The organism is Streptomyces sp. NPDC001927 (genome assembly GCF_053594455.1).
In genome coordinates this window covers 182,889-202,174 of the sequence record NZ_JBSFEN010000003.1, presented here as the reverse complement: position 1 = coordinate 202,174, position 19,286 = coordinate 182,889, and the positions used below count along the sequence as shown (strand labels likewise).

The 19,286-nt window shown below is 72.0% G+C and carries 15 protein-coding genes; 2 read left to right on the top strand and 13 right to left on the bottom strand.

The genetic code is table 11. The features are described from left to right. Positions 1-112: 112 nt before the first annotated feature. The 9 genes from ACWCO8_RS08435 to ACWCO8_RS08395 form a co-directional block, all read right to left on the bottom strand. On the bottom strand, positions 113-421 hold the full coding sequence (locus ACWCO8_RS08435) for a hypothetical protein (protein ID WP_451031576.1): 309 nt from the start codon (positions 419-421) through the stop codon (positions 113-115). Next, positions 414-980, bottom strand: coding sequence for a YbaB/EbfC family nucleoid-associated protein (locus ACWCO8_RS08430; protein WP_451031575.1), 567 nt, complete (start codon positions 978-980; stop codon positions 414-416). Before ACWCO8_RS08430 ends, ACWCO8_RS08435 begins: the two co-directional genes overlap by 8 nt. 63 nt (positions 981-1,043) lie before the next feature. Then, positions 1,044-3,233, bottom strand: a complete 2,190-nt coding sequence (locus ACWCO8_RS08425; RefSeq protein ID WP_451031574.1) for a hypothetical protein — start codon at positions 3,231-3,233, stop codon at positions 1,044-1,046. Positions 3,234-3,274: 41 nt separating this feature from the next. Next, complete coding sequence (locus ACWCO8_RS08420; protein ID WP_451031573.1) at positions 3,275-3,745, bottom strand: hypothetical protein; 471 nt, start codon at positions 3,743-3,745, stop codon at positions 3,275-3,277. A gap of 168 nt (positions 3,746-3,913) precedes the next feature. Then, positions 3,914-4,210 carry a WXG100 family type VII secretion target gene (locus tag ACWCO8_RS08415; RefSeq protein ID WP_451031572.1) on the bottom strand — a complete coding sequence of 99 codons (297 nt, stop codon included), beginning with the start codon at positions 4,208-4,210 and terminating at the stop codon, positions 3,914-3,916. A 67-nt stretch (positions 4,211-4,277) separates the two neighbouring features. Beyond that, positions 4,278-4,616, bottom strand: a complete 339-nt coding sequence (locus ACWCO8_RS08410) for a hypothetical protein (RefSeq protein WP_451031571.1) — start codon at positions 4,614-4,616, stop codon at positions 4,278-4,280. Positions 4,617-4,688: 72 nt separating this feature from the next. Then, a complete protein-coding gene (gene eccB / locus ACWCO8_RS08405; protein WP_451031570.1) occupies positions 4,689-6,152 on the bottom strand; it encodes a type VII secretion protein EccB in 1,464 nt (487 codons plus the stop codon). An 83-nt stretch (positions 6,153-6,235) separates the two neighbouring features. Next, positions 6,236-7,615 carry a type VII secretion integral membrane protein EccD gene (gene eccD / locus ACWCO8_RS08400; RefSeq protein WP_451031569.1) on the bottom strand — a complete coding sequence of 460 codons (1,380 nt, stop codon included), beginning with the start codon at positions 7,613-7,615 and terminating at the stop codon, positions 6,236-6,238. A gap of 82 nt (positions 7,616-7,697) precedes the next feature. Then, complete coding sequence (locus tag ACWCO8_RS08395; RefSeq protein ID WP_451031568.1) at positions 7,698-8,165, bottom strand: hypothetical protein; 468 nt, start codon at positions 8,163-8,165, stop codon at positions 7,698-7,700. A 353-nt stretch (positions 8,166-8,518) separates the two neighbouring features. Here ACWCO8_RS08395 and eccCa point away from each other — a divergent pair, with 353 nt between their 5' ends. Both eccCa and ACWCO8_RS08385 read left to right on the top strand, forming a co-directional pair. Continuing rightward, entirely contained in the window at positions 8,519-12,619 is a 4,101-nt protein-coding gene (gene eccCa / locus ACWCO8_RS08390; protein ID WP_451031914.1) for a type VII secretion protein EccCa, read from the top strand. Continuing rightward, a complete protein-coding gene (locus ACWCO8_RS08385; protein ID WP_451031567.1) occupies positions 12,616-15,111 on the top strand; it encodes a hypothetical protein in 2,496 nt (831 codons plus the stop codon). Before eccCa ends, ACWCO8_RS08385 begins: the two co-directional genes overlap by 4 nt. 9 nt (positions 15,112-15,120) lie before the next feature. On the opposite strand, the gene ACWCO8_RS08380 is transcribed toward ACWCO8_RS08385, so the two are convergent. The 4 genes from ACWCO8_RS08380 to ACWCO8_RS08365 form a co-directional block, all read right to left on the bottom strand. Then, entirely contained in the window at positions 15,121-15,630 is a 510-nt protein-coding gene (locus ACWCO8_RS08380; RefSeq protein ID WP_451031566.1) for a RidA family protein, read from the bottom strand. A 94-nt stretch (positions 15,631-15,724) separates the two neighbouring features. Then, positions 15,725-17,011, bottom strand: a complete 1,287-nt coding sequence (locus ACWCO8_RS08375; protein ID WP_451031913.1) for a cytochrome P450 — start codon at positions 17,009-17,011, stop codon at positions 15,725-15,727. 153 nt (positions 17,012-17,164) lie between these two features. Then, complete coding sequence (locus ACWCO8_RS08370; RefSeq protein ID WP_451031565.1) at positions 17,165-18,049, bottom strand: geranyl diphosphate 2-C-methyltransferase; 885 nt, start codon at positions 18,047-18,049, stop codon at positions 17,165-17,167. A 14-nt stretch (positions 18,050-18,063) separates the two neighbouring features. Beyond that, positions 18,064-19,233 carry a family 2 encapsulin nanocompartment cargo protein terpene cyclase gene (locus ACWCO8_RS08365; protein WP_451031912.1) on the bottom strand — a complete coding sequence of 390 codons (1,170 nt, stop codon included), beginning with the start codon at positions 19,231-19,233 and terminating at the stop codon, positions 18,064-18,066. Between the last annotated feature and the right edge of the window lie 53 nt (positions 19,234-19,286).

The window sequence follows — 19,286 nt, the reverse complement described above, 5'->3', positions numbered from 1 at the left end:
GGTCCTCCGGTCGGGCGGACGGCTGTGCCCGGAGGAACGGGGACAGCCGCCGCCACGGTTCAGAAGCCGTCCACGGCCCAGAGAGCGTCCACGGCTCAGAGAGCGTCCAGGCTCATTGGCCGTCCACGGTCTGCCCGGCCTCGTCGTCGGCGTTCTTCATCGTCTCCACCGTGTCGTTGCCCGCCGTCACGACCGCGCCCAGCCGCTTGCGGATGTACGCGATGGTCTCGGTGAGGTTCTCGGTCGGCTTGTCCACCTGCTCGTGGTACGTCTTGCCGATGGTGTCCTGGCCGGCCGACTCCTTGTTGATCCGGTTGATCTCCACGATCGACTTGTTGAGGTCCGCCAGGCAGCGCTCGTACTCGTCGTACGAGGCGAACTTGTTCTTGAGGTCGCTCAGGACCCGGAGTTCGTCAGCCACTGAACTCCTCCTGCTTCCCGGTGGGGATACGGCTCTCCGAATCGGCGGCGAACTCGTCCTGCCTGCCCGCGCGTTCGGCCTTCTCGCGGGCGGCCTCGGCCTCGGCGGCGACGAACTCGTCCTGCTTGGCCGCCTTCGCCTCCTCCTGCGCCTCCTCCAGGCCGAAGGACGAACCCATCGCGCGCAGCGGCTTCATGAGTTCTTCCAGGGAATCGGGCATGCCGGTCATGCCGGTGACCACGCGCAGGTGGTCACCGAAGCTGTCGAAGCCCTTGATCTGCTCGATGACCTGCGTGCCCATGTGGGCCCGCGCGTCATTGAGCACGGTCAGCAGGACGGCGGACAGCTCGGCCGGTGCCATCGTCTGGTAGGCCTTGGTGTGGAAGGTCATCGACACCACCTGGCCCTGCGGGCCGACGGTGACCGACACCATGCGGTCCTTGGACGTGACGGAGGCGGTCGCCGCGTCCAGGTCGCGCTTGACCGCGAGCATCCTGTCGCGCTGCTCGTACAGCGCGGACATGGCGTCCTTGATCCTGCCCTCGAAGTCGATACTCACGGGTCAGCCTTTCGGATGGGTACGTACGGTGGAGTAGGTACGTACGGTGGAGTGGAGGAGGGGTCAGCGGCCGATGACTCCGCTGACCGAGCCGGTGTCCGTGCCCCAGACCTCCTCGTCCTCGGTCAGCCAGGTGGTGCGCTGCCGGTCCTTGCCCTGGTTGGGCGCGCCCGCGCCGGCACCCGCGCCGGGGCTCATCGGCGGCATCATCGGGGGCTGCGTCTGCTGCTGGCCCGCCAGTCCCGTCCGCTGCTGCTGACCGGTGGCGTTGGCCGCCGCCGCGGCCGGGTTGCTCGCCAGGGACCCGAGGTTCTGCGCCGCCCGTTCGCTGATCCCGGTCATCGCGCCGACGGTCCCCGGGTTGCCCTTCAGCTTCGGGCCGTCGCCGAGGCCGCCACCGAGCCCGCCACCGCCCTTGTGCTCGGGGAACGGCAGGCCGCCGCTCTGGGTGTGGGGCCGCGGTGGACGTGAGCCGATCGCGTGCTCGGCGTTCGTCAGCAGCTGGTTCGTACGGCTGAGGGGCTTGCCGTTCGCATCGACGAGGATGCCGTCCTTGATGGTGGTCCCCTTCGGCAGCGCGTAGGGGTTGCCGTTGGCGTCGAGCAGCGGCTTGCCCTTGGCGTCGACCAGCGTGCCGTTCTCCAGGATCTTCGCTCCCTCAGGGAGCCTGATCTGGTCGTACGGGTTGGTGCCCGGGATCGTCCCCGGCTGCGGCTGCCCGTTGCCGGGCTGGCCGTTGTTGGTGGGCAGAGTGCCCACCTTCCCGCCGGGCGGCGCGATGACGGGCTTGCCGTTCGGGCCCAGGACCGGGTTGCCCTTCGAGTCGTAGACCTTGCCGTCCTTGCCGATCCGGGAACCGGGCGGCACCATCACCGGCTTGCCGTCCGGGCCGAGGACCGGCTTGCCGTTCTTGTCGAGCAGCGGCACGTTGCCGCCGGCGCCCGGCCCGGGCGACGTACCAGGGCTGCCGGGGATGCCGCCCGGCGGCTTGTTGCCGGGGATGCCGCCCGGCCCGTTCTTGCCGGGCATGTTCCCGGGGGTGCCGCCCGGCCCGTTCTTGCCCGGAAGGTTGCCGGGAGTGCCGCCCGGCGGCTTGCCGCCCGGGATGCCGCCGCCGCCACCCGGCTTGGGTATGTCCTTCGGGCCGCCGCCCGGACCGCCCTTGCCGCCCGGGTTCAGCTTGTTCAAGAGGTCGTTGAGCGGGTTGTTGGTGGGGCCGTTGGGGGGTCCGCCCGGCCCCGTACTGCCGCCCGGCATCGTGATGTTGGGCTGGTAGACGCCCTCCTTCAGCGCGCCCGCGAGCTTGAGGTACGCGGCGTCGAGCGCGCCCACGTGCTCGCTCGCGGTCGTGTCCAGCGGGGTCAGGTTCGCGAGCCAGCGCTTCTTGGCCTCGCCCTCGACGCCGTCGATCCAGACCGCGTTGGTGACGTCGGAGCCGCCCCCGTCGACGATCTTCTGAAAGACCGGCTCGTAGCCGTAGGTGTCACCGAGCGCGTACGGCTGCCAGGTGACCTGGATCTGCGCACCCGTCATGACCTGGTTGAACACCTCGCGCATCAGATTGACCGCGTTGGAGTTGGGTGTCTGCTTCCAGGCGTGGAACCCGTTGTACATGCCCAGGGTGGACTTCGAGAGCTGGTCCTTGGTCGCGGTCAGCATCGTGATGTAGTCGTACGGCGCCGTGAGGTCGAGCTTGACCTTGCTCATCTCGACGTTGATCACGTTGAGGAACTTCCGGAACGAGCCGGCCGCGCTGCCCTTCCAGTCGGACGCGTCGGAGTCGATCGAGTCCGCCCAGCCCTTGATGGTCGGCACCCAGTGGTCGAACCACTCGACGATCCCCTTGACCTGCGTCGCGGCGTGATCGAACGTCGTGGCGTTGACGACGTCGTTCTTGTACGGCGAGGCCACCAGGGGCGTGAGGGTCTTGTCGGGGTCGCTGAACCAGAGGTTCCACTTGGACGTCGTGTTGTCGAAGACGTTCTTCCAGTCGAGGTTGAAACCCACCACGTAGAAGACGGGCGGAGCGACGTTCGCCCCCGAGCCGTCGGTGAGCGTCGCGTACCCGCTCCAGTGGAAGTCGAAGGTCTTGCTCCAGTCCTGGTTCGCGGCCGCGTTCTGGACGACGCGCAAGCTCTTGTCGACGACCCATCTGGCCGATCCCGCACCGGCCACCGCGTCGCGGTCCCCCAGATTGCCGGTCGTACCCATGAAGATCTTGAGGGCTTCTTCCCACTTCTTGTTGACCGGCATGATCGCGCGGAACTCCTGTCGGCAGGGCGAGGGTTGGTCGGCTACTTCTTCGGTGCCGGGGGCGCGTCCATGGTCTGCGTCTTGGCACCCGTCTGGATCGAGTTGAGGATCTCCCACATCTCGGTGACGCTGATGGCGTCGTCCGAGGCGTTGTCGAGGATGGCCTTGATGGTCTTCAGCGTGAGGAAGCCGCTGTCGGCGACGCCGCGGAAGGTGCTGAGGCCGGTGGTCACCTGCTTGCACAGGGCCTGGAATGCCGTCTGCACCTCATTGGCGCTCGCCAATTCGCCCGTGTTGCCCGGCAGGAGTTTGCCGTCGTCACCGATGAGGTTCCCGTTGGCCCATTGGGTCAGGCTCTGGAGGGAGGGGTTCTCGCCGATGTCCTTGAGCAGGCTCTCGAACTTGTTGGCGAAGTCCAGCAGGATCGCTTCGGTGATCTTGAACGAATCCTTGTCGTCCCCGTCGTCCTTGTCCGGGTCGTTCGGGTCGTCCTTGGGGGGCGTGGTCGCCATCGGACCTCTCCTGCCGTCATTTCGTGTCGAGCTGTCGCTGTGTGGTGTTCGGCAGGAAGAACGGAGGCCCCGCACCCGGCGGTTCACCCCCGGGCATGCGAGGACCCGGCCCGTGGGTGACTGCCCTGGGCCGGGTCCGGGTGCGCGTGTGCCTGCCGTCGCGGCGGGTCAGCGCTGGAACAGGTAGGCGCTCTTGCGGTCGCCGTTCCTGATGATGCTGTGGGCGTTCTCCAGGAGGTCGGCGCCCTGGGTGAACTGCGTGGACAGCTGCTCGTCCAGGATGCTGACGGCCCGCTTGAACTCCTCGAACTCCTTGGCCGCCTCACCGGTGAACTCGCTCTTGACGGCGTCGAGTTGATTGACCATGTCGGTGAGGGCGTTGTGCATGGACGCGGCGGCCTGCCGCATGCGCTCGTTGGCCTCGCTGAGCGGAGCGTGCTGGATGTTCATGTCCATTTCGCTCATGGCGACTCCTTGTGCAGAGGGGGAGGGGTGGTCGAAGTGCGAAGGTGTGACGGGGAGCCGGCCGGACTCACTTGCCGAGGATGTCGTAGACGTCGCTGGACCAGAGGTCCATGTTGGAGTCCGCCTCGCCGGCGGTGTCGGTCATGACCTTGCTGGTGTAGTGGACGGCGTCGACGAGGTCCTTGTACTCGGCCATCACCGAGCGGTAGCCACGCTGCCAGTTCTCGATCTTCGCGACGAACTTCTGGCCGGCCGTGGACACCATCGTCCGCGACACGTCGGTGGCGATCTCCTCGGACTGCGTGTAGGACCGCTCCATCGTCTGGACGTGCCACTCGAGGCGGTCGAGGGTCTGCGTGAGGACCGCTGACGACACCTTGAGGTTGGCATCGAGGTTCTCGGGCACCTGGTCTCCTTGGTCGGACGGTATGTGCGTGGGATTCCCGGCAGGGTGAACGGCCCTGCCCCGGCCAGGGGTTCACCGCCGCGGGACACCGGGACATGGCGCGCCCGCGGCGTCCGCGTGCGGTTCCACCAGGCTCGCCGAGGCCAGCGCGGCCGGGTCCAGGCTCGGGCCGGTCGGGAGCAGGGTCAGCAGGGTCGAGGGCAGGCCCACGGGGGCACTGCCGGCGTAGCCGAGGGTCCTCATGGCCTCCTCGGACGGCAGCGGGTACTTCACGCCGTTCTCCGCCACCAGGTACGTCGTCCCGGCCGCCCCCGCCCCGGACAGCGCCCGGACCAGGGCCCCGCCGCCCGGCTGTACGGAGACCCGGTCGGCCGTGCCGCACCCGGTCACCACCCCGGGCTGGGCGGCGGGCGGTGCACCGGCCACCTCCGCCGCGTCGACCACGGTCACCAGGGTGCGCGGCCCCTCCGCCGAGGGCTGTACCGAGGTGCACACGCCCTGCCCCGCCCCGGCGGCCACCAGCTTCGGCGGCGTCGCGGGCAGCCCGGCCCCCGTCAGGGTCCCGGCGGGCGCCGGGTGCGCGGCGAGATCGGCCGCGCCCACCGGTACGGCGAGAGCCGGCGCCCCCGCGTACGCGTCCCGCTGGGTCCTCGGGTCTCCCCGCAGCAGCTCGAACAGGGTCTCGCCGAGCGGCGCGAGGCCCTGCCGGGTCAGGACGTACGGTTCCCCGCCCGGGCCGGTGAACAGCTGCCCGACCCGGGTCTGGCGCCCGGCCAGCGCGGGGCCGGCCGAGCCCCGCCCCGGGACGTCGGGCGGCGACAGATCGGGGCCGGACGGGAGGGAATTGAGCCAGGACGGCGCGACCGGGAAGGGCGTGGCCGTACCGTAGCCGAGCGCCGTGCCGGCACCGTCGCGCGTGTTCAGCCGTAGCCGCTTGCCCTGCCACAGCACGTGCCGGGCGCCGTCGGCGGTCGCCACCAGCAGCCCCTGCTCCGGCGCCAGGGCCTGTCCGGGCCCCTCGACCCCGACGGCCACCGAAAGCACCGGTGTGGCCTCCCCGGACGACGTACGGCCGACCAGCCCGCAGACCAGCCAGGCGCCGCCCACCAACTGGGACTTCGCCGGCAGCCCGTCCGGCGCGCCGACGATGCCGACCGGTCCGCCGCGCGGGACCGCCCGCAGCGAGTTGAGGCTGACCTGGGAGACGGTCATCTTCTCCCCGGCCACCAGCCGGGCACTGGCCTGGTTGAGCACGGGCCGCAACTGCCCGCCGATGAACAGATAGCGGGCGCCCGTCTCCTTCACCACGACCAGGGTGCCCGGCTTGGCCCAGCCGGCCGCGCCGCCCGGCTTGATGGCCCCGTACAGGCCCACGACCAGCGCGATCAGAAGGGCGATGAACAGCCCCATGCGCACCCCGCGGGTGGTGCGCCGGGTCGGGAGGTCCAGCGCGTCGGGTTCGCCCCGCAGCATGCCGGCCCCGAGCCTGCTCATCACGAACAGGTGGGCCTGCACCTGGTCGCGCCTGGACTGCATGTGAACTCCTCCGCAGGAACGGTTCTGTCAGGGGGCGCAGCCGCCGGCGGTTCGGGGCGGTGCGCCAGTGGCCTGGCTGCGGGTCAGCCGGTGAGCCCGCGGACCCAGGCGAAGACTCCGGCCTCGGTCAGCGCGAGCGGCAGCAGGCTCATCGCCAGCGCGCTGTGCAGCAGGTCGGCGGCCCGGCCCCAGTACGGCAGCATCCGCCGCCCCGGCACGGTCCACGAGACGATGGCCAGGACCGAGGCCACGCTCGTCAGACCGGCCATCAGACCAAGCCGGCCGGTGGAGTCGAGCGCGATCGCCCACCGTACGGTGAGCAGGGCCAGTCCGTACACGCCGGCCAGGACCAGGGCCAGCCGCTGCCACAGCGAGCCCACCTCGCGCGCGTGCAGGACGAGCAGCAGGGACAGCGCGGCCGCCAGCGCGACCGACGGCCAGCCGGACCCCAGGGCGATCGGGGTGAGGCAGCCCGCGAGGAGCACGGCGGTCACCACGTGGAAGGAGGTCAGATAGCCGTCGGCGACGGCACTGCGGTCCAGGACGTCCTGCGCCGGGTACGGCTCGATCTCCTCCTGGAGTTCGTCGGCGCTGCGCGGCAGCGCCGGCAGCTTGAGCCCCGACATCCGGAAGGCGAGCCCGGGCAGGAAGGCCGCGAACGCCACCACCAGGACGGCGAGCAGCGCGGCCGTCTCCACGGCGGCGAGCCCCGCCAGGGTGATGGCCCCGGTGATCGTCCCGGCCAACGCCGTGACGAGCAGCCCGAGGAACAGCGGCGCGGAGCAGGCCACGGCGGCCAGCGCGAGCACCGCCCCGCCGGCCGCCGCGGAGCTGCCCGCGAGCAGCCGCGCGGCGGTCAGGTCACCGCTGCCCGCCGGCAACAGCGCACCGGCCAGGGCCAGGTAGGGGACCGCCGCCGCGCCGAGCGCCGTACCGGCCCCGGCATCGCCCACCGCCCGGGCGGCACTCGCCGCGCCCAGCAGCAACAGCCCTCCGGTCACGGCCGCGGTGACCGCGCGCAGTTGGCCGAGGTCACGGGAGAGGACGAGCAGCACGAGACCGCCCGCCAGCGCGAACAGCGCTACACCGAGCGTCAGATGGTGCGTCAGCGCGGGACGCCAGGAGTCGTCGCGCGCCTCCAGACCGGCCGCGACACCGTCGATGACGTCGTCGAAGTGGACCGGCGGCAGCGACTCCCGGCGCAGCCGCAGGTACACCTGCTCGCCGTCCCGCAGGCCCAGGGCCTCTGCGGAGCGTTCGTCGTCCAGGGGTTCCTCACCGAGCCGCTGGAGCACCCAGCCGCCCGCCTCGGCGGCCTCCTCGTCGAGGTCGTCCCCGGCATAGCCGATGATCGTCGGCAACAGGTCCGCCAGGGGCACGTCGGCCGGTACGGAGAGCTCGACCACCTTGTGCGGCCCATGGAATCTCAGTCGGCACAGCCCCGCCACCGCGCTACCGCTCACTGCCCGCGTGTCCTTCCCGCCGTCCAGCCGAGGCCGAAGCGCCCTCAGCGGCCAGTTGAACGGGCGGATCAGGGCGGCGGGTTCAGTGGCCCCGAGGGTCGCGCCGTCGCAGCTCGCGCAGCAGGGCCTGGACGCCCTCCTCGCCGTCGCGCGCGATGAGGATGGCGGTCCAGTGGGCCACGCCCACCCGCTCGTCCTCGGTCCAGCCGGCCGCCGAGGGATGCTCGTCCACCACGAGCGCCCGGGCGATCCGGCACAGCTCGTCGAAGAGCGCGGCGGACCGGCCACCGGGCGCGTCGGGCCCGGCCGGCGGCGGGGGCCCTGCGGGCCGTCCCAGGAGGCCGAGCACCGCGTCCGTCACCTCGGCCGCGTCGGCCGGCGGCACGTCAAGGGCGGTGCCGGAGGCCGGATCGTCGGCGGCGGGGACGGTGTGTTCCGACCAGGAGCACAGCAGGGCGCGGACGTCGTCCGCCTGCGGGTCGTCGCCCTGCGTCGCGTCACTGCTGTCCCGCTCGTCGTCGTGCCCCTGCGTCCGATCGTCCGTCCGCACCGTTCTCCCACAGGTTCCTCGGCTCCCACCGCCGCGGTCCGTGCCGCGGCGCCGCTTCGCGTGGCGTCCCGCGCACCGCCCCGCGCGATGGCCCGGCGACCGCCCGTAGACGCACGCATGGATGCACACTCTTTCACCGTTCGCCCGCTTCCGCTCCGACGGCGTACGCAACGTGTGCCGGGACCCCGAAGGTTCACCACCCCTCGCGAGCCGCCGGTTGAACCACCCCGCCTCGCGCGGCCGTTCCCGTCTGGGCGAGGACCGCCGAATCCCGGTCGGCCGGCGAGGCGTGAGGAGCTTTTTCGTTGAGCGTGGTGCTAGTCAACCGCCCGCCACGGCGGCCGGGGCCCGAGATGCCGGACGGCGAGATCCAGCTTCAGGAGCCGCCCGTACTGCCCGAGAAGCAGAACGGCATCGGGAACATCATCACGATGGTCCCGATGGCGCTGTCCTCGCTGTCCATGGTGTTCATCTTCCTGCGGCCCAACGGCGGCCTCATGACGTACATCGCCATGGGCACCATGGCCGTGTCCGCCATCGGCATGATCGTCGTCCAGATCATCCGCGGCAACGCCGACCGCAAGGAGGAGCTCACCGGCGAACGGCGCGACTACCTGCGCTACCTCACCCAGATGCGGCGCCAGGTCCGCAAGGAGATCCGGCGCCAGCAGGAGGCCCTGGCCTGGCGCAACCCGGACCCGGGCGAGCTGGCTTCGCTGGTACGGACCTCCCGGCTGTGGGAGCGGCGTTCGTCCCACCCCGACTTCAGCGACGTACGGATCGCCCTCGGGGCCCAGCGCCTCGCCGTACGCCTGGCGCCGCTCGCCACCAAACCGGTCGAGGACCTCGAACCGCTCAGTGCCCACGCGCTCCGGCGCTTCATCCACGCGTACGCCTCGGTCGCCGGCCAGCCCGTCGCCATCCACCTGCGCGGTTTCGCGCACGTCCTGATCCGGGCCGAGTCGCCGGATTCCGCAGAGTCCCCGGAGACCCCGGAGTCCTCCGCGTCTCCGAACTCTCCGGATTCCTCCGAGTCCCCGGCCGAGACCGCCCCCGCTTCCACCCCCACCCCCGCCCCCGCGGCCCCCGCCCCGTCGGCCGTGCCCCTGGAGGAGCAGCCGCGCGCGCTGGTACGGGCCGTCCTCGCGCAGCTCGCCACCTTCCACGCGCCCGACGAGCTGCGCATCGCCGTGGTCGCGGCGCCCGACCGGCGCGCCCACTGGGAGTGGACCAAGTGGCTGCCGCACGCCCTGCACCCGAGCGAGACCGACGGCGCCGGTCCGCTCCGGCTCGTGGCGGCCACCATCGGTGAACTGGAGCAGCTGCTCGGCGACGAGTTCGGGGCCAGGCCGCCGTACGAGCCCGATGTCACCCCGAGCCGTGACGAGCCGTACACGGTCGTCGTGCTCGACGGAGCGACGTTCGGCGCGCCCCACCGGGCCGCCCTCGGCGGCTACCGCAATGCCACCGTGATCGACATCGGCTCGTCCCTGGAGTGGAAACACAGCAGGCTCACCCTCCGGCTGCGCGTCACCGGCGGCCGGGACGGCTCCGACAGCGCCCTGGAGATGGTCGGCGCCGACCGCAACCGCAAGGACGAGATCACCCCGCTCGGCCACCCCGACGGGCTGTCCCTGGCCGCAGCCACCCGCCTCGCCGCGCTGATGGCTCCCTACCGGCTCGGCGACAGCGTCGACGCGGGCGAGCCGCTGGCCACCGACTTCGACCTGACCGCCCTGCTCGGCATCCACGACCTGTACCGCTTCGACGTCAAGCAGCAGTGGGCGCAGCGCAACCAGTCCAACAAGCTGCGGGTCCCGCTCGGACTCGGCCCAGACGGCAGCCCCATCGACCTCGACATCAAGGAGTCCGCGCAAGGAGGCATGGGCCCGCACGGCATGCTCATCGGCGCCACCGGCTCCGGCAAGTCCGAGCTGCTGCGCACGCTGGTCCTCGCCCTGGCCCTCACCCACTCCTCGGAGATCCTCAACTTCGTCCTGGTCGACTTCAAGGGCGGCGCGACCTTCCTCGGGCTCGACCGGCTGCCCCACACCTCCGCCGTCATCACCAACCTCGCCGACGAGGCGGACCTGGTGGACCGGATGCGCGACGCCCTCCACGGCGAGATGATCCGCCGTCAGGAACTCTTGCGCGCCGCGGGCAACTACTCCTCGCTCCTGGAGTACGAGACCGCCCGCGCGTCGGGCACCCCGCTCGATCCGCTGCCCACCCTGTTCGTCGTGGTCGACGAGTTCTCCGAACTGCTCTCCGCGCACCGGGACTTCATGGACCTCTTCGTCATGATCGGCCGCCTCGGCCGGTCCCTGGGCGTCCATCTGCTGCTCGCCTCCCAGCGCTTGGACGAGGGCCGGGTCCACCAGCTGGAGTCCCACCTCTCCTACCGGATCGGTCTGCGCACCTTCTCCGCCATGGAGTCCCGCGGTGTGCTCGGCGTGCCCGACGCCTACCAGCTGCCGTCCCAGCCCGGCAACGGCTACCTGCGCAGCGACATTTCCACCCTCACCCGCTTCAAGGCCGCCTACGTGTCGGGCGCGTACAAGCAGAAGCTGCGCCCGTCCGCCCGGCGCGCCGTCATCGAGGGCCAGGTCGTGGCCTTCGGCACCGACTACGTGGCCCCCCGTACCCTGCCCGCCGTACCGGAGGAGGAGCAGGAACAGGAGCCGGAGGTCGAGGAGACCAGGTCCCTCCTCGACATCGCCGCCGAACGTCTCCTGGACGCGGGTCCCCCCGCCTACCAGGTGTGGCTGCCGCCGCTCGACGTCCCGCCGACACTGGACGAACTGCTGCCCCCGATCGGGCCCGACCCCACGTACGGCTTCACCGTGGAGGGCGAGGCGCGCGGTGGCCTCAAGGTTCCGGTGGGCGTGATCGACCGCCCCTTCCAGCAGGTGCGGGACCTGCTCGTGGCCGACCTCGGCGGCGCCGACGGGCACGTCGGCGTCGCCGGCGCCCCGCAGTCCGGCAAGTCCACCCTCATCCGCACCCTCATGACGGGCCTCGCGCTCACCCACACCCCGGCCGAAGTGCAGTTCTACTGCCTGGACTTCGGCGGTGGCACCCTCTCGGGCCTGCGCGGACTGCCGCACGTCGGCGGGGTCACCGGCCGCCACGACCCCGACCGGGTCACCCGCACCATCGCCGAGGTCAACTCGGTCATCACCCGCCGCGAGAAGTACTTCGCGGAACTCGGCATCGACTCCGTCGCCGCCTTCCGCCGCAAGAAGGCGGCGGGGGAGCTGCCCGACGACCCGCACGGGGACGTGTTCCTGGTCGTCGACGGCTGGAACACCCTGCGCCAGGAGTTCATGGACTTGGTCCCGGCCCTCACTCTGATCTCCCAGCGGGGCCTCAACTACGGTGTCCACCTGGTCATCGGCACCACCCGCTGGGGCGAGATCACCGGCGCCCTGCGCGACCAGCTGCAGACCCGGTTCGAACTGCGCCTCGGCGACGCGGTGGACTCCGTCATCAACATGCGCGCGGCCGGCAAGGTGCCCAAGATCCCCGGACGCGGCATGACCGAGGACCAGATGCACTTCCTGTGCGCACTGCCCCGCACGGACGGCATCGGCACCGTGCACGACCTGAGTGAGGGCGTCGCCGACCTGGTCGACGTCGTCGCGGATCACTGGACGGGCCCGCGGGCGCCGGAGGTCCGGATGCTGCCGCTGATACTGGACGCGGCCGAACTGCCCGAGCCGCACGGCTCGTTGCGGATCCCGCTCGGTCTGGAGGAGCACGAGGTCCAGCCGCTGTGGCACGACTTCTCGCAGGACCCGCACCTGATCGTCGTCGGCGACAGCGAGTCCGGCAAGACCAACCTGCTCAAGCACATCACCGGCCAGATCATGCGTGCGTACACCCCCGACGAGGGCCGCATCATGCTGGTCGACTTCCGGCGCGAGATGTACGAGACGGTGCCCGAGGAGTACCGGCTCGGGTACGCCGTCTCCGCCGACCCGCTGCGGCAGATGATCACCGGCGCCGGGAAGGCCATCGCCAACCGGGTGCCGTCCGCCGACATCACCCCCGATCGGCTGCGGGCGCGGGACTGGTGGAGCGGGCCCGAGCTGTTCGTGATCGTGGACGACTACGACCTGGTGGGCGGCTCGATGGCGGCGCACCCGTTCGCGGCCGTCCTCGACCACCTCGCCCAGGGCGCCGAGATCGGCCTGCACGTCATCGTCGCCCGCTCCGCGAACGGGGCCGGCCGGGGCCTGGGCGACCAGCTCCTGCGCAAGCTCCAGGACGTCAACACCCCCGCCGTGCTGCTGTCGTGTCCGTCGAGCGAGGGCTACCTCTTCGGCAACACCAAGCCGAAGGTGCTGCCCGCGGGCCGCGCGCTGCACATCACCCGGCGCCGGACGGTGCAGCTCCAGACACCGCTGCTCGACCCCGACGGCCACGACCCGCAGAACGGAATCCCTGGATGAGCACGCCGCCCCCACCGGCCGGATCGAGCGTGTGGCCCGTCGGCCCGCACCTGGTCATCGCCCCCGAGGAGGCCGTGCCCGCCCTGACGGCAGCCCTGAGCGGCCTGGCACCGCTGCCGGACGCCGTACTGGTCCTGGCTGCCGCTCCCGACGCGGCGCCGGTCTTGCGCCGCTCCCTCCCGGACCTGGTGGCCCTGGCCACCGACCGCGGCGCGGCCCGGCTGGTGCTGGCCGCGTCGGGCCTGGCCGCAGGGGCCCCGGACGGCACCCGCCCGCTGGACGCGGTGGCGACGTCGGCGGATTTCCCGGTGATCGCCCCGGACACCATGGTCACGGTCGAACCGGACGGCTCCCTCCGGGTGACCCCGCCGGGCACCTGGTGGCTGAGTGAACCTGGGTGTACGGCAAGGGAGTTGGACCCGACGTGGCCACCACGGGTGCCGGACGAGGAGGCGCCCTTGGCGTCGGCCGGCCAGGACCAGGCCGACCCGGACCAGGCCGAGCGGTCGCCCGCGGCGTCGGCGCAGGAGGAGGAGCCGCCACCGGCGCCCGCGGGGCCGCCCGTCCCGATCGTGTCGGAGTCCAGTGGCGGCGTGTACGCGGAGCCGGACGGCGGCGGTCCGCGCTGCCGGCCCGTTCCGGGCGGGTTCTGGCTGGGGCGGATTCCGGAGGACGTGGAGACGCTCATCGGCGTCGGGCCCGACGACCTGCTCCTCGGCGTGGGTACACCGCGGCAGCCGTCGCTGCCCGCCGCCGAATTGCTGGACCTCGTGGCCGAGGTCGCCCCGGAGCCGGACGGCCTGTTCCTGGCCGCTCCCTGGGCCGACCCGGCCGAACTCACCGGCATGGCCGTCGCGCTGGCCGTCCGGTTCGGCCGAACCGTACGGGTCGCCGTCGGCCTGCCCGTACGCACCGCCGACGACCACGCGACGACGTTCCTCGACGCGCGGGGTACGCCCACCTGGCAACCCCTGCTGGTCGAGCTCACCGCCTCGCCCGAACACCGACGCGTCGTCCCCTCGGCGTGGCTGCGCCTGCCCGGGCTCGACACGAAGGCCCCGGCCGTGCACCGGGGCGTGTGTGCGGGCTGGGAACTGGAGGCCGTACCGGCCGGCCTCTGGCTGCGCCCGGAGGGAACCCCGGCCGCCCCGTGGCCCCGCACGCTGCGCCCCGACCCGGCCGGCCCTGTGCTGGTCGTCGGCGACACGCTCCACAGCGCCGACCCGGAGGTCTGGGAGGCCCTACCCGCCGTCCTGGCCACCCTCCCGGACCTGGGCGCCACCGCCCCGTACGCCCTACTGGCCGACGGCCCGGGCACCGACACGGAGACCACCCGCGCCTTTGCCGACATCCACGGCCTGACCTGGCTCGACCCGACGGAGACCGAACTTTCGCCCGTACCGGACGGGGCCGGGGGAGGTCCCGCCCCCGAGGCCGACGCCGGGCTCGCGCCCGCCCCGGCCGCACCGGACGAGTCCGAGGTTGCCGCGCCCCGCGCGGCTGGCTCCGGGACGCCGGACGGCAGCCCGGTGCCGCCGGCTGTGCACGGTTCCGGGGGTGGACCCCAGGCCCTGGCGGAGCCGGACCCTGTCGCGGCCGCCCCGACGGTGCCGGACCGGGCCACGCCTCCCGGCCCCCCGTTCGCCCCGGCGGCTCAACAGCCCCCCGTAGCACCTGCGGTGGCCCAGCCTGCAGCCCCACCCACAACCCCCGCCGGCCCAGCCACCCGCAGCACCCCCGGCGACCGCGCCGCACTGCGGGAGTTGCTCGGCGAGCGGTTCCACCTCCTGGCCGGGAAGGCCGAGCGGCTGGCCTCGCGGTTGCCGTCCCTGCGGTCCTCGCCGCAGGACGACCTCAAGCCCGACCTGGTCGCCGTCGCGCTCTACCACGCCGACGCCCCCGACCCGGTCCCCCGCGCAGGCCTGGTCGCGGCCGCCCGGGCAGCGCAGCCCGGGCCGCCGGCGCACCTGCTGTGCTGCCTCGGGTCGGGGCTGCGCCGGCTGCCCGGTCATTACGGGGCCGTCATGCTCGCGGCCCCGGCCGAGGACGTGCCGCTGGACCGGTACTTGCCGGGCTCCCTGCTCGTCGAGCCCGCCCCGGTCGCGGCGGTCCCGGCGTGCGACGCCGAGTTGGAGGGCTCCGTCGAGTTCGGCGTCTGGTCCACCACGGGCCGCCGGACGTCCGTCTTCGGCGGCCCGGACGACGAGCCCGAGGTGGTGTTCCCGCCGGGAACCGCCTTCTCGGTCCTGGCGCTGACCGCGCCCGATGACGACGAGGGCCCGATCCGGGTGCTCCTGCGTGAGATCTCGCCCGCCGAGGCCGCGGAGGCTTCGGCCGGTGGCCCCGACGACCGGTTCAGGGAGCGCGACGGCCGGGCCAGGACCCAGTTGACGGCCTGGTTCGAGCGCAGGGACATGCTCGCCCCCGAGGACCGCCGTCCCCTGCCGGACGCCGCCCGCTACCACCTGTCCCCGGGAGCCGCCCTCCCCTGACCTCGGCCCTCAGGCCCGGCAGGCCGTCACCTCGATCTCGATCATCAGCCCGGGCACGAGCAGCTGATTGACCTGAAGGGTCGTGGAAGTGGGAAAGGGGCCGTCGCCGTACACGCTCTTCCGGTAAGGCAGGGCGCCGACCAGGGCCGACATGTCCGTGACGTACATGTTCTCGCGCACGACGTGGCGGAAGCTCAGGCCGTACTTGGCGAGGCTCTCCCGGATCCGTTCGTAGACGAACTTCATCTGGGCGGGCAGGTCGTCGGGGGCGACGGGGTTGAAGTCCTTGTCGAGCGCCGCCGTGCCCGACAGCCAGACGACGTTGTCCACCCGCACGCCTTGGGAGTAGCCGAGGGACCGTTGCTGGGACTCCCAGTAGTACGTGAGGTCGGAGCGGCTCGGAGGGCCGGCGGCCGCCTGGGGCGCGGGGAGTTGCGTCGCGGCGGCGGCCACGCCGGTGGCGCCGAGGCCGGTCAGGAGGCGGCGACGGACGAGCTTCCGCTCGCTCTGGGCACTCATCCTTGTGCATCTCCTCGGTCGAGTTGACGGCAAGATCCCAGCGGTGCAGCGGAGCGTAGGTCCCCCTGTCAAGGGCAGTCAATATGCCGACGCCCTACCCCAGCGTCGCGAGGGCCGGGCCGTCGGGCCGCACCGTGATGCCGTACGCGGCCTTGGTCGGCGCCGAGCGGAAGCGCGGTACGTGGACGGGCAGGAGGTGCTCGAGGAGCACGGTCGACTCCCGCAGCGCGAACTGCAGACCGAGGCACGCCCGGGGCCCGATCCCGAACGGGAGGTAGCTCCCTGGGTGACCGGGACGGCGTCCGGGGGTCGTGAAGCGCCCCGGGTCGAAGGACTCGGGGTCCTCCCAGAGGCCGGGGTCCCGGTGCGTGAGGTACGGGCAGACCAGGACGTCGATTCCGGACTCGACCTCGTGGCCGGCGAGGACGTCGTCCTCCGCGGCGCTGCGCGGCAGCATCCAGGCCGGCGGGTAGAGCCGCAGCGTCTCGTGGACGAGCGCCTGGACGGCCTGGCGCCGTTCGGGAGAGCCCTCGGCTCCCGCGGCGAGCGCGTGCTCCCGCGCCTGTGGGTTCCGGTCCAGGAGGAGATGGAGCCACGTCAGCGTGGTGGCGGTGGTCTCGTGGCCGGCGACGAGGAGCGTGACCAGTTCGTCCCGGATCAGCCGGTCGGTGTACGAGGGGAGCGTCTCGCCCGCCTCGACCAGGACGTGCAGCAGGCCCGGGCCGTCGGGCGGCGCCGTGTCTCCGTCCCGGACGGCGGCGATGGCCCTGCTCGCCACGGCGTCGATCCGCGCCAGCTCGTCGGCGACGGCCCCTCGGGCGGCGTCCCCGTCGGCGGGCAGGGTCGGCAGCGCGGCCACCACGGCGGGCACGGAGTCGAGCTCACGCTCCGTCAGGGGGTCGAGGGGATGCCCCGTCATCGAGCGCCAGATGGTGTCCAGGGCGAACCGGCGCATCTCCTCGCCGACGTCGAACTCCTGCCCAGTGCGGGCGTACGCGGCCCAGCGCGCCGCGGCGGTCCGGGCGGCCTCGCCGATCCGCTGCTCGTAGCGCCGCATGCCTCTGCCCGTGAACTGCGCCTGCAGCACCTTCCGTTGCCTCTGCCACGCGTCGCCCGTCGCGGCCAGGACGCCGTCGCCGATCAGCAGCCGCGCACGGTGCGAGCGCTTCACGTACACGTTGGGACGGAGTGCGAGGACGTGCTGCACGGCCTCCGGGTCGGTCACCAGGACGGTCGGCCGCGGACCGAGCCGGAACGCGGCGATGCCGCCGAGCCGTTCGCGTGCCTGGGCGAGCAGGTCGACGAGCTCCCCTCCGTCGGCCTGCCACCGCCGCACGAATGCGGGGTCCAGTTCGGGGACGGAGCCGGGGCGGGTGGTCATGTCCACGGGATGCTCCTGTTCGACGGCTGTACGTCGGCGCGGTCGGACACGGGGGCGGACGAGAAGCAGGGCGGCGCAGCACGCACTGTAGGAGAGCGGGCGCGGTGGACGACAGACCACCACGCCCGCTCTCGGTCACACACCCACGTCAGGTCAGACGCGGTCCGCCGCGATCAGGACGTACTGGAACGAGCCGTCCTTGTACGAGTTGATGAACGCCTCCTCGATCCCGGTGACCAGGGACGACGTCGCCCGCAGCTCCCAGTAGGGCAGGGTCGCGGGCGTCAGGTCGACGATCGCCTGCGGGACGAGGCGGTTGTCGGCCATGGCGCGCAGGTACTCCCGGCGGGAGTGGATGTTGCACTCGAAGTGCGCGTTGATCTGGGACACCCACTTCGAGGGCTGGCCGTAACGCGGGTTCCAGCAGCCGGTGATGGTCACATAGCGACCGCCGACCTCAAGCACGCGGGAGTGCTCGGCGAAGAGGTCGTGCAGGTCGACGTACATGCTCGACTCGTTGTTCCACGAGGCCGCCGCCTGCCCCGTCTCGAACGGCGTGTCGAGCATGTTGCACACCTGGGCGTGGACGGAGTCCTCGATGCCGAGTTCCCTGGCGCGCGTGTTCGCGAAATCGGCCTGCGTGGCCGAGAGGGTCACGCCCTCCACCTTGCAGCCGAACCGCTGGTGCGCCATGACCATCGAACCGCCCCGGCCGCAGCCCGCGTCCACGAGCGTGTCGTCGCTCCCGATGGAGCCGAGGTTGTCCAGGAGAACGTCCGTCTGGGCCGACTCCAGACGGTGGAGTTCGGCGATCAACTTCTTCTCGTACGCGCTGTCCTCGGCATCCCCGAGAGCGGCGTGGTCCACGTCGCCGATGCCGTAGTGGTGGTGATAGAGCCCGTCCACGTCACCGAGGCGCAGGTTCACGGGCCTGGCCTCGTTGTTCCAGTAACGGGCGATGTCTCCCTGGTAGGGCGTCGCCGGGGAGGGGATGAAAGCGGTGGCGCCGGCGACAGAGGGGAGCTGGGTGTTGGTCATGTATCGATCCGTTCTTACCAGAAATCGGGCAGGCTGTATCGGTAGGTGTTGGTCTGGTGCCAGTAGTGGTTGCCGTCGACCCACGCGGCCACGCCGTGCAGAAACCGCACCACGTTCGGGATGGGACAGGCGGCGGCCAGGTCGGCGGCCGCGTCCTCGAAAGCGTGCATGAGGTCGTTGTGGACCTCGACCGCCTTCAAATACGCGTTGCGCTCCGAGCACTCCTCGCGCTCGGCGATCACCACGGGCAGATTGAGGTGCCGGCCGGGGCTGTTGAGCTCCTTGGTGTAGGAGTACAGGTCGTTGACGATGGTGGTCGCGTTGCCGGCGAGCGCGATGACCCGTTGCATGGCGGGCTGCGCGTGCAGATCGGCCGGCAGCTCGTAGCCGCCGACGGTGTCGGTGATCGTGGGGCAGGGGCGGAAGTTGTTGAACTGCCGCATCGCCAGGTACTCCCACACCTCAGGCACGTGGTCCGTCTCGGACCAGGCGGCCTCGGCGAGGTACCCCAGATGCAGCCGGGCCATGTCGTGCCGGAACCGGTCGGCCTGGGAGGGGGTGGACTGCTGGACGAAGTACTCCATGGCGGAGCGGTAGGCGCGGCGCGGGGCGTCCGCGTGCAGCGACTCGGCCCACTGCGGCTGGTAGTCCGCCGTCGTGTGGAGCGGGTCGAGGGCGGTGTGCGCCAGGAGGAGGCGGCCCCCGAGGCCGATGGGCGAACCTCCGTGGTCCTCGCAGTAGCAGTCGTCGACCGCGTTCTCGGCGACCATCAGCCGCGTGGCGATCAGCAGGTGGTCGACGGTCGGAGCGTCCGGATGGCAGGCGACCATGTAGCGCCCGACGGAGAAGCCGTCGAACTGGCCCTCCCACTCCTCCGGGAACAGCTCGACCTCCTCCACCGCCCAGTCCTTGATCCGGCGGCTGACCTCCTCCACGCGCACCGGGTCGGGTTCGGCGACCGGGTGGTGGTAGAGGCCGGGGATCGGCCGGCCCTCCGCCGCGGCGGCCCCTTCGACCGGTCCTGCCTGGTCCGCCGGCTCCTCGGGCGCCGGCGGCGCCGGGGGCTCCTCGCGCCGGATCGGATAGAGGCTCGACGTGCCCAGACCGGTGGGGCCGCGCAGGATCCGTTCCAGCGAGGACAGGGCAGGGGAAAGCCCGGGATCGGGCATCCGTAACTCCTTGATGGGGTGGGGAACTGACGTGACCGGCTGTCGGGCGCGGACTGTCCGGGCGAGAG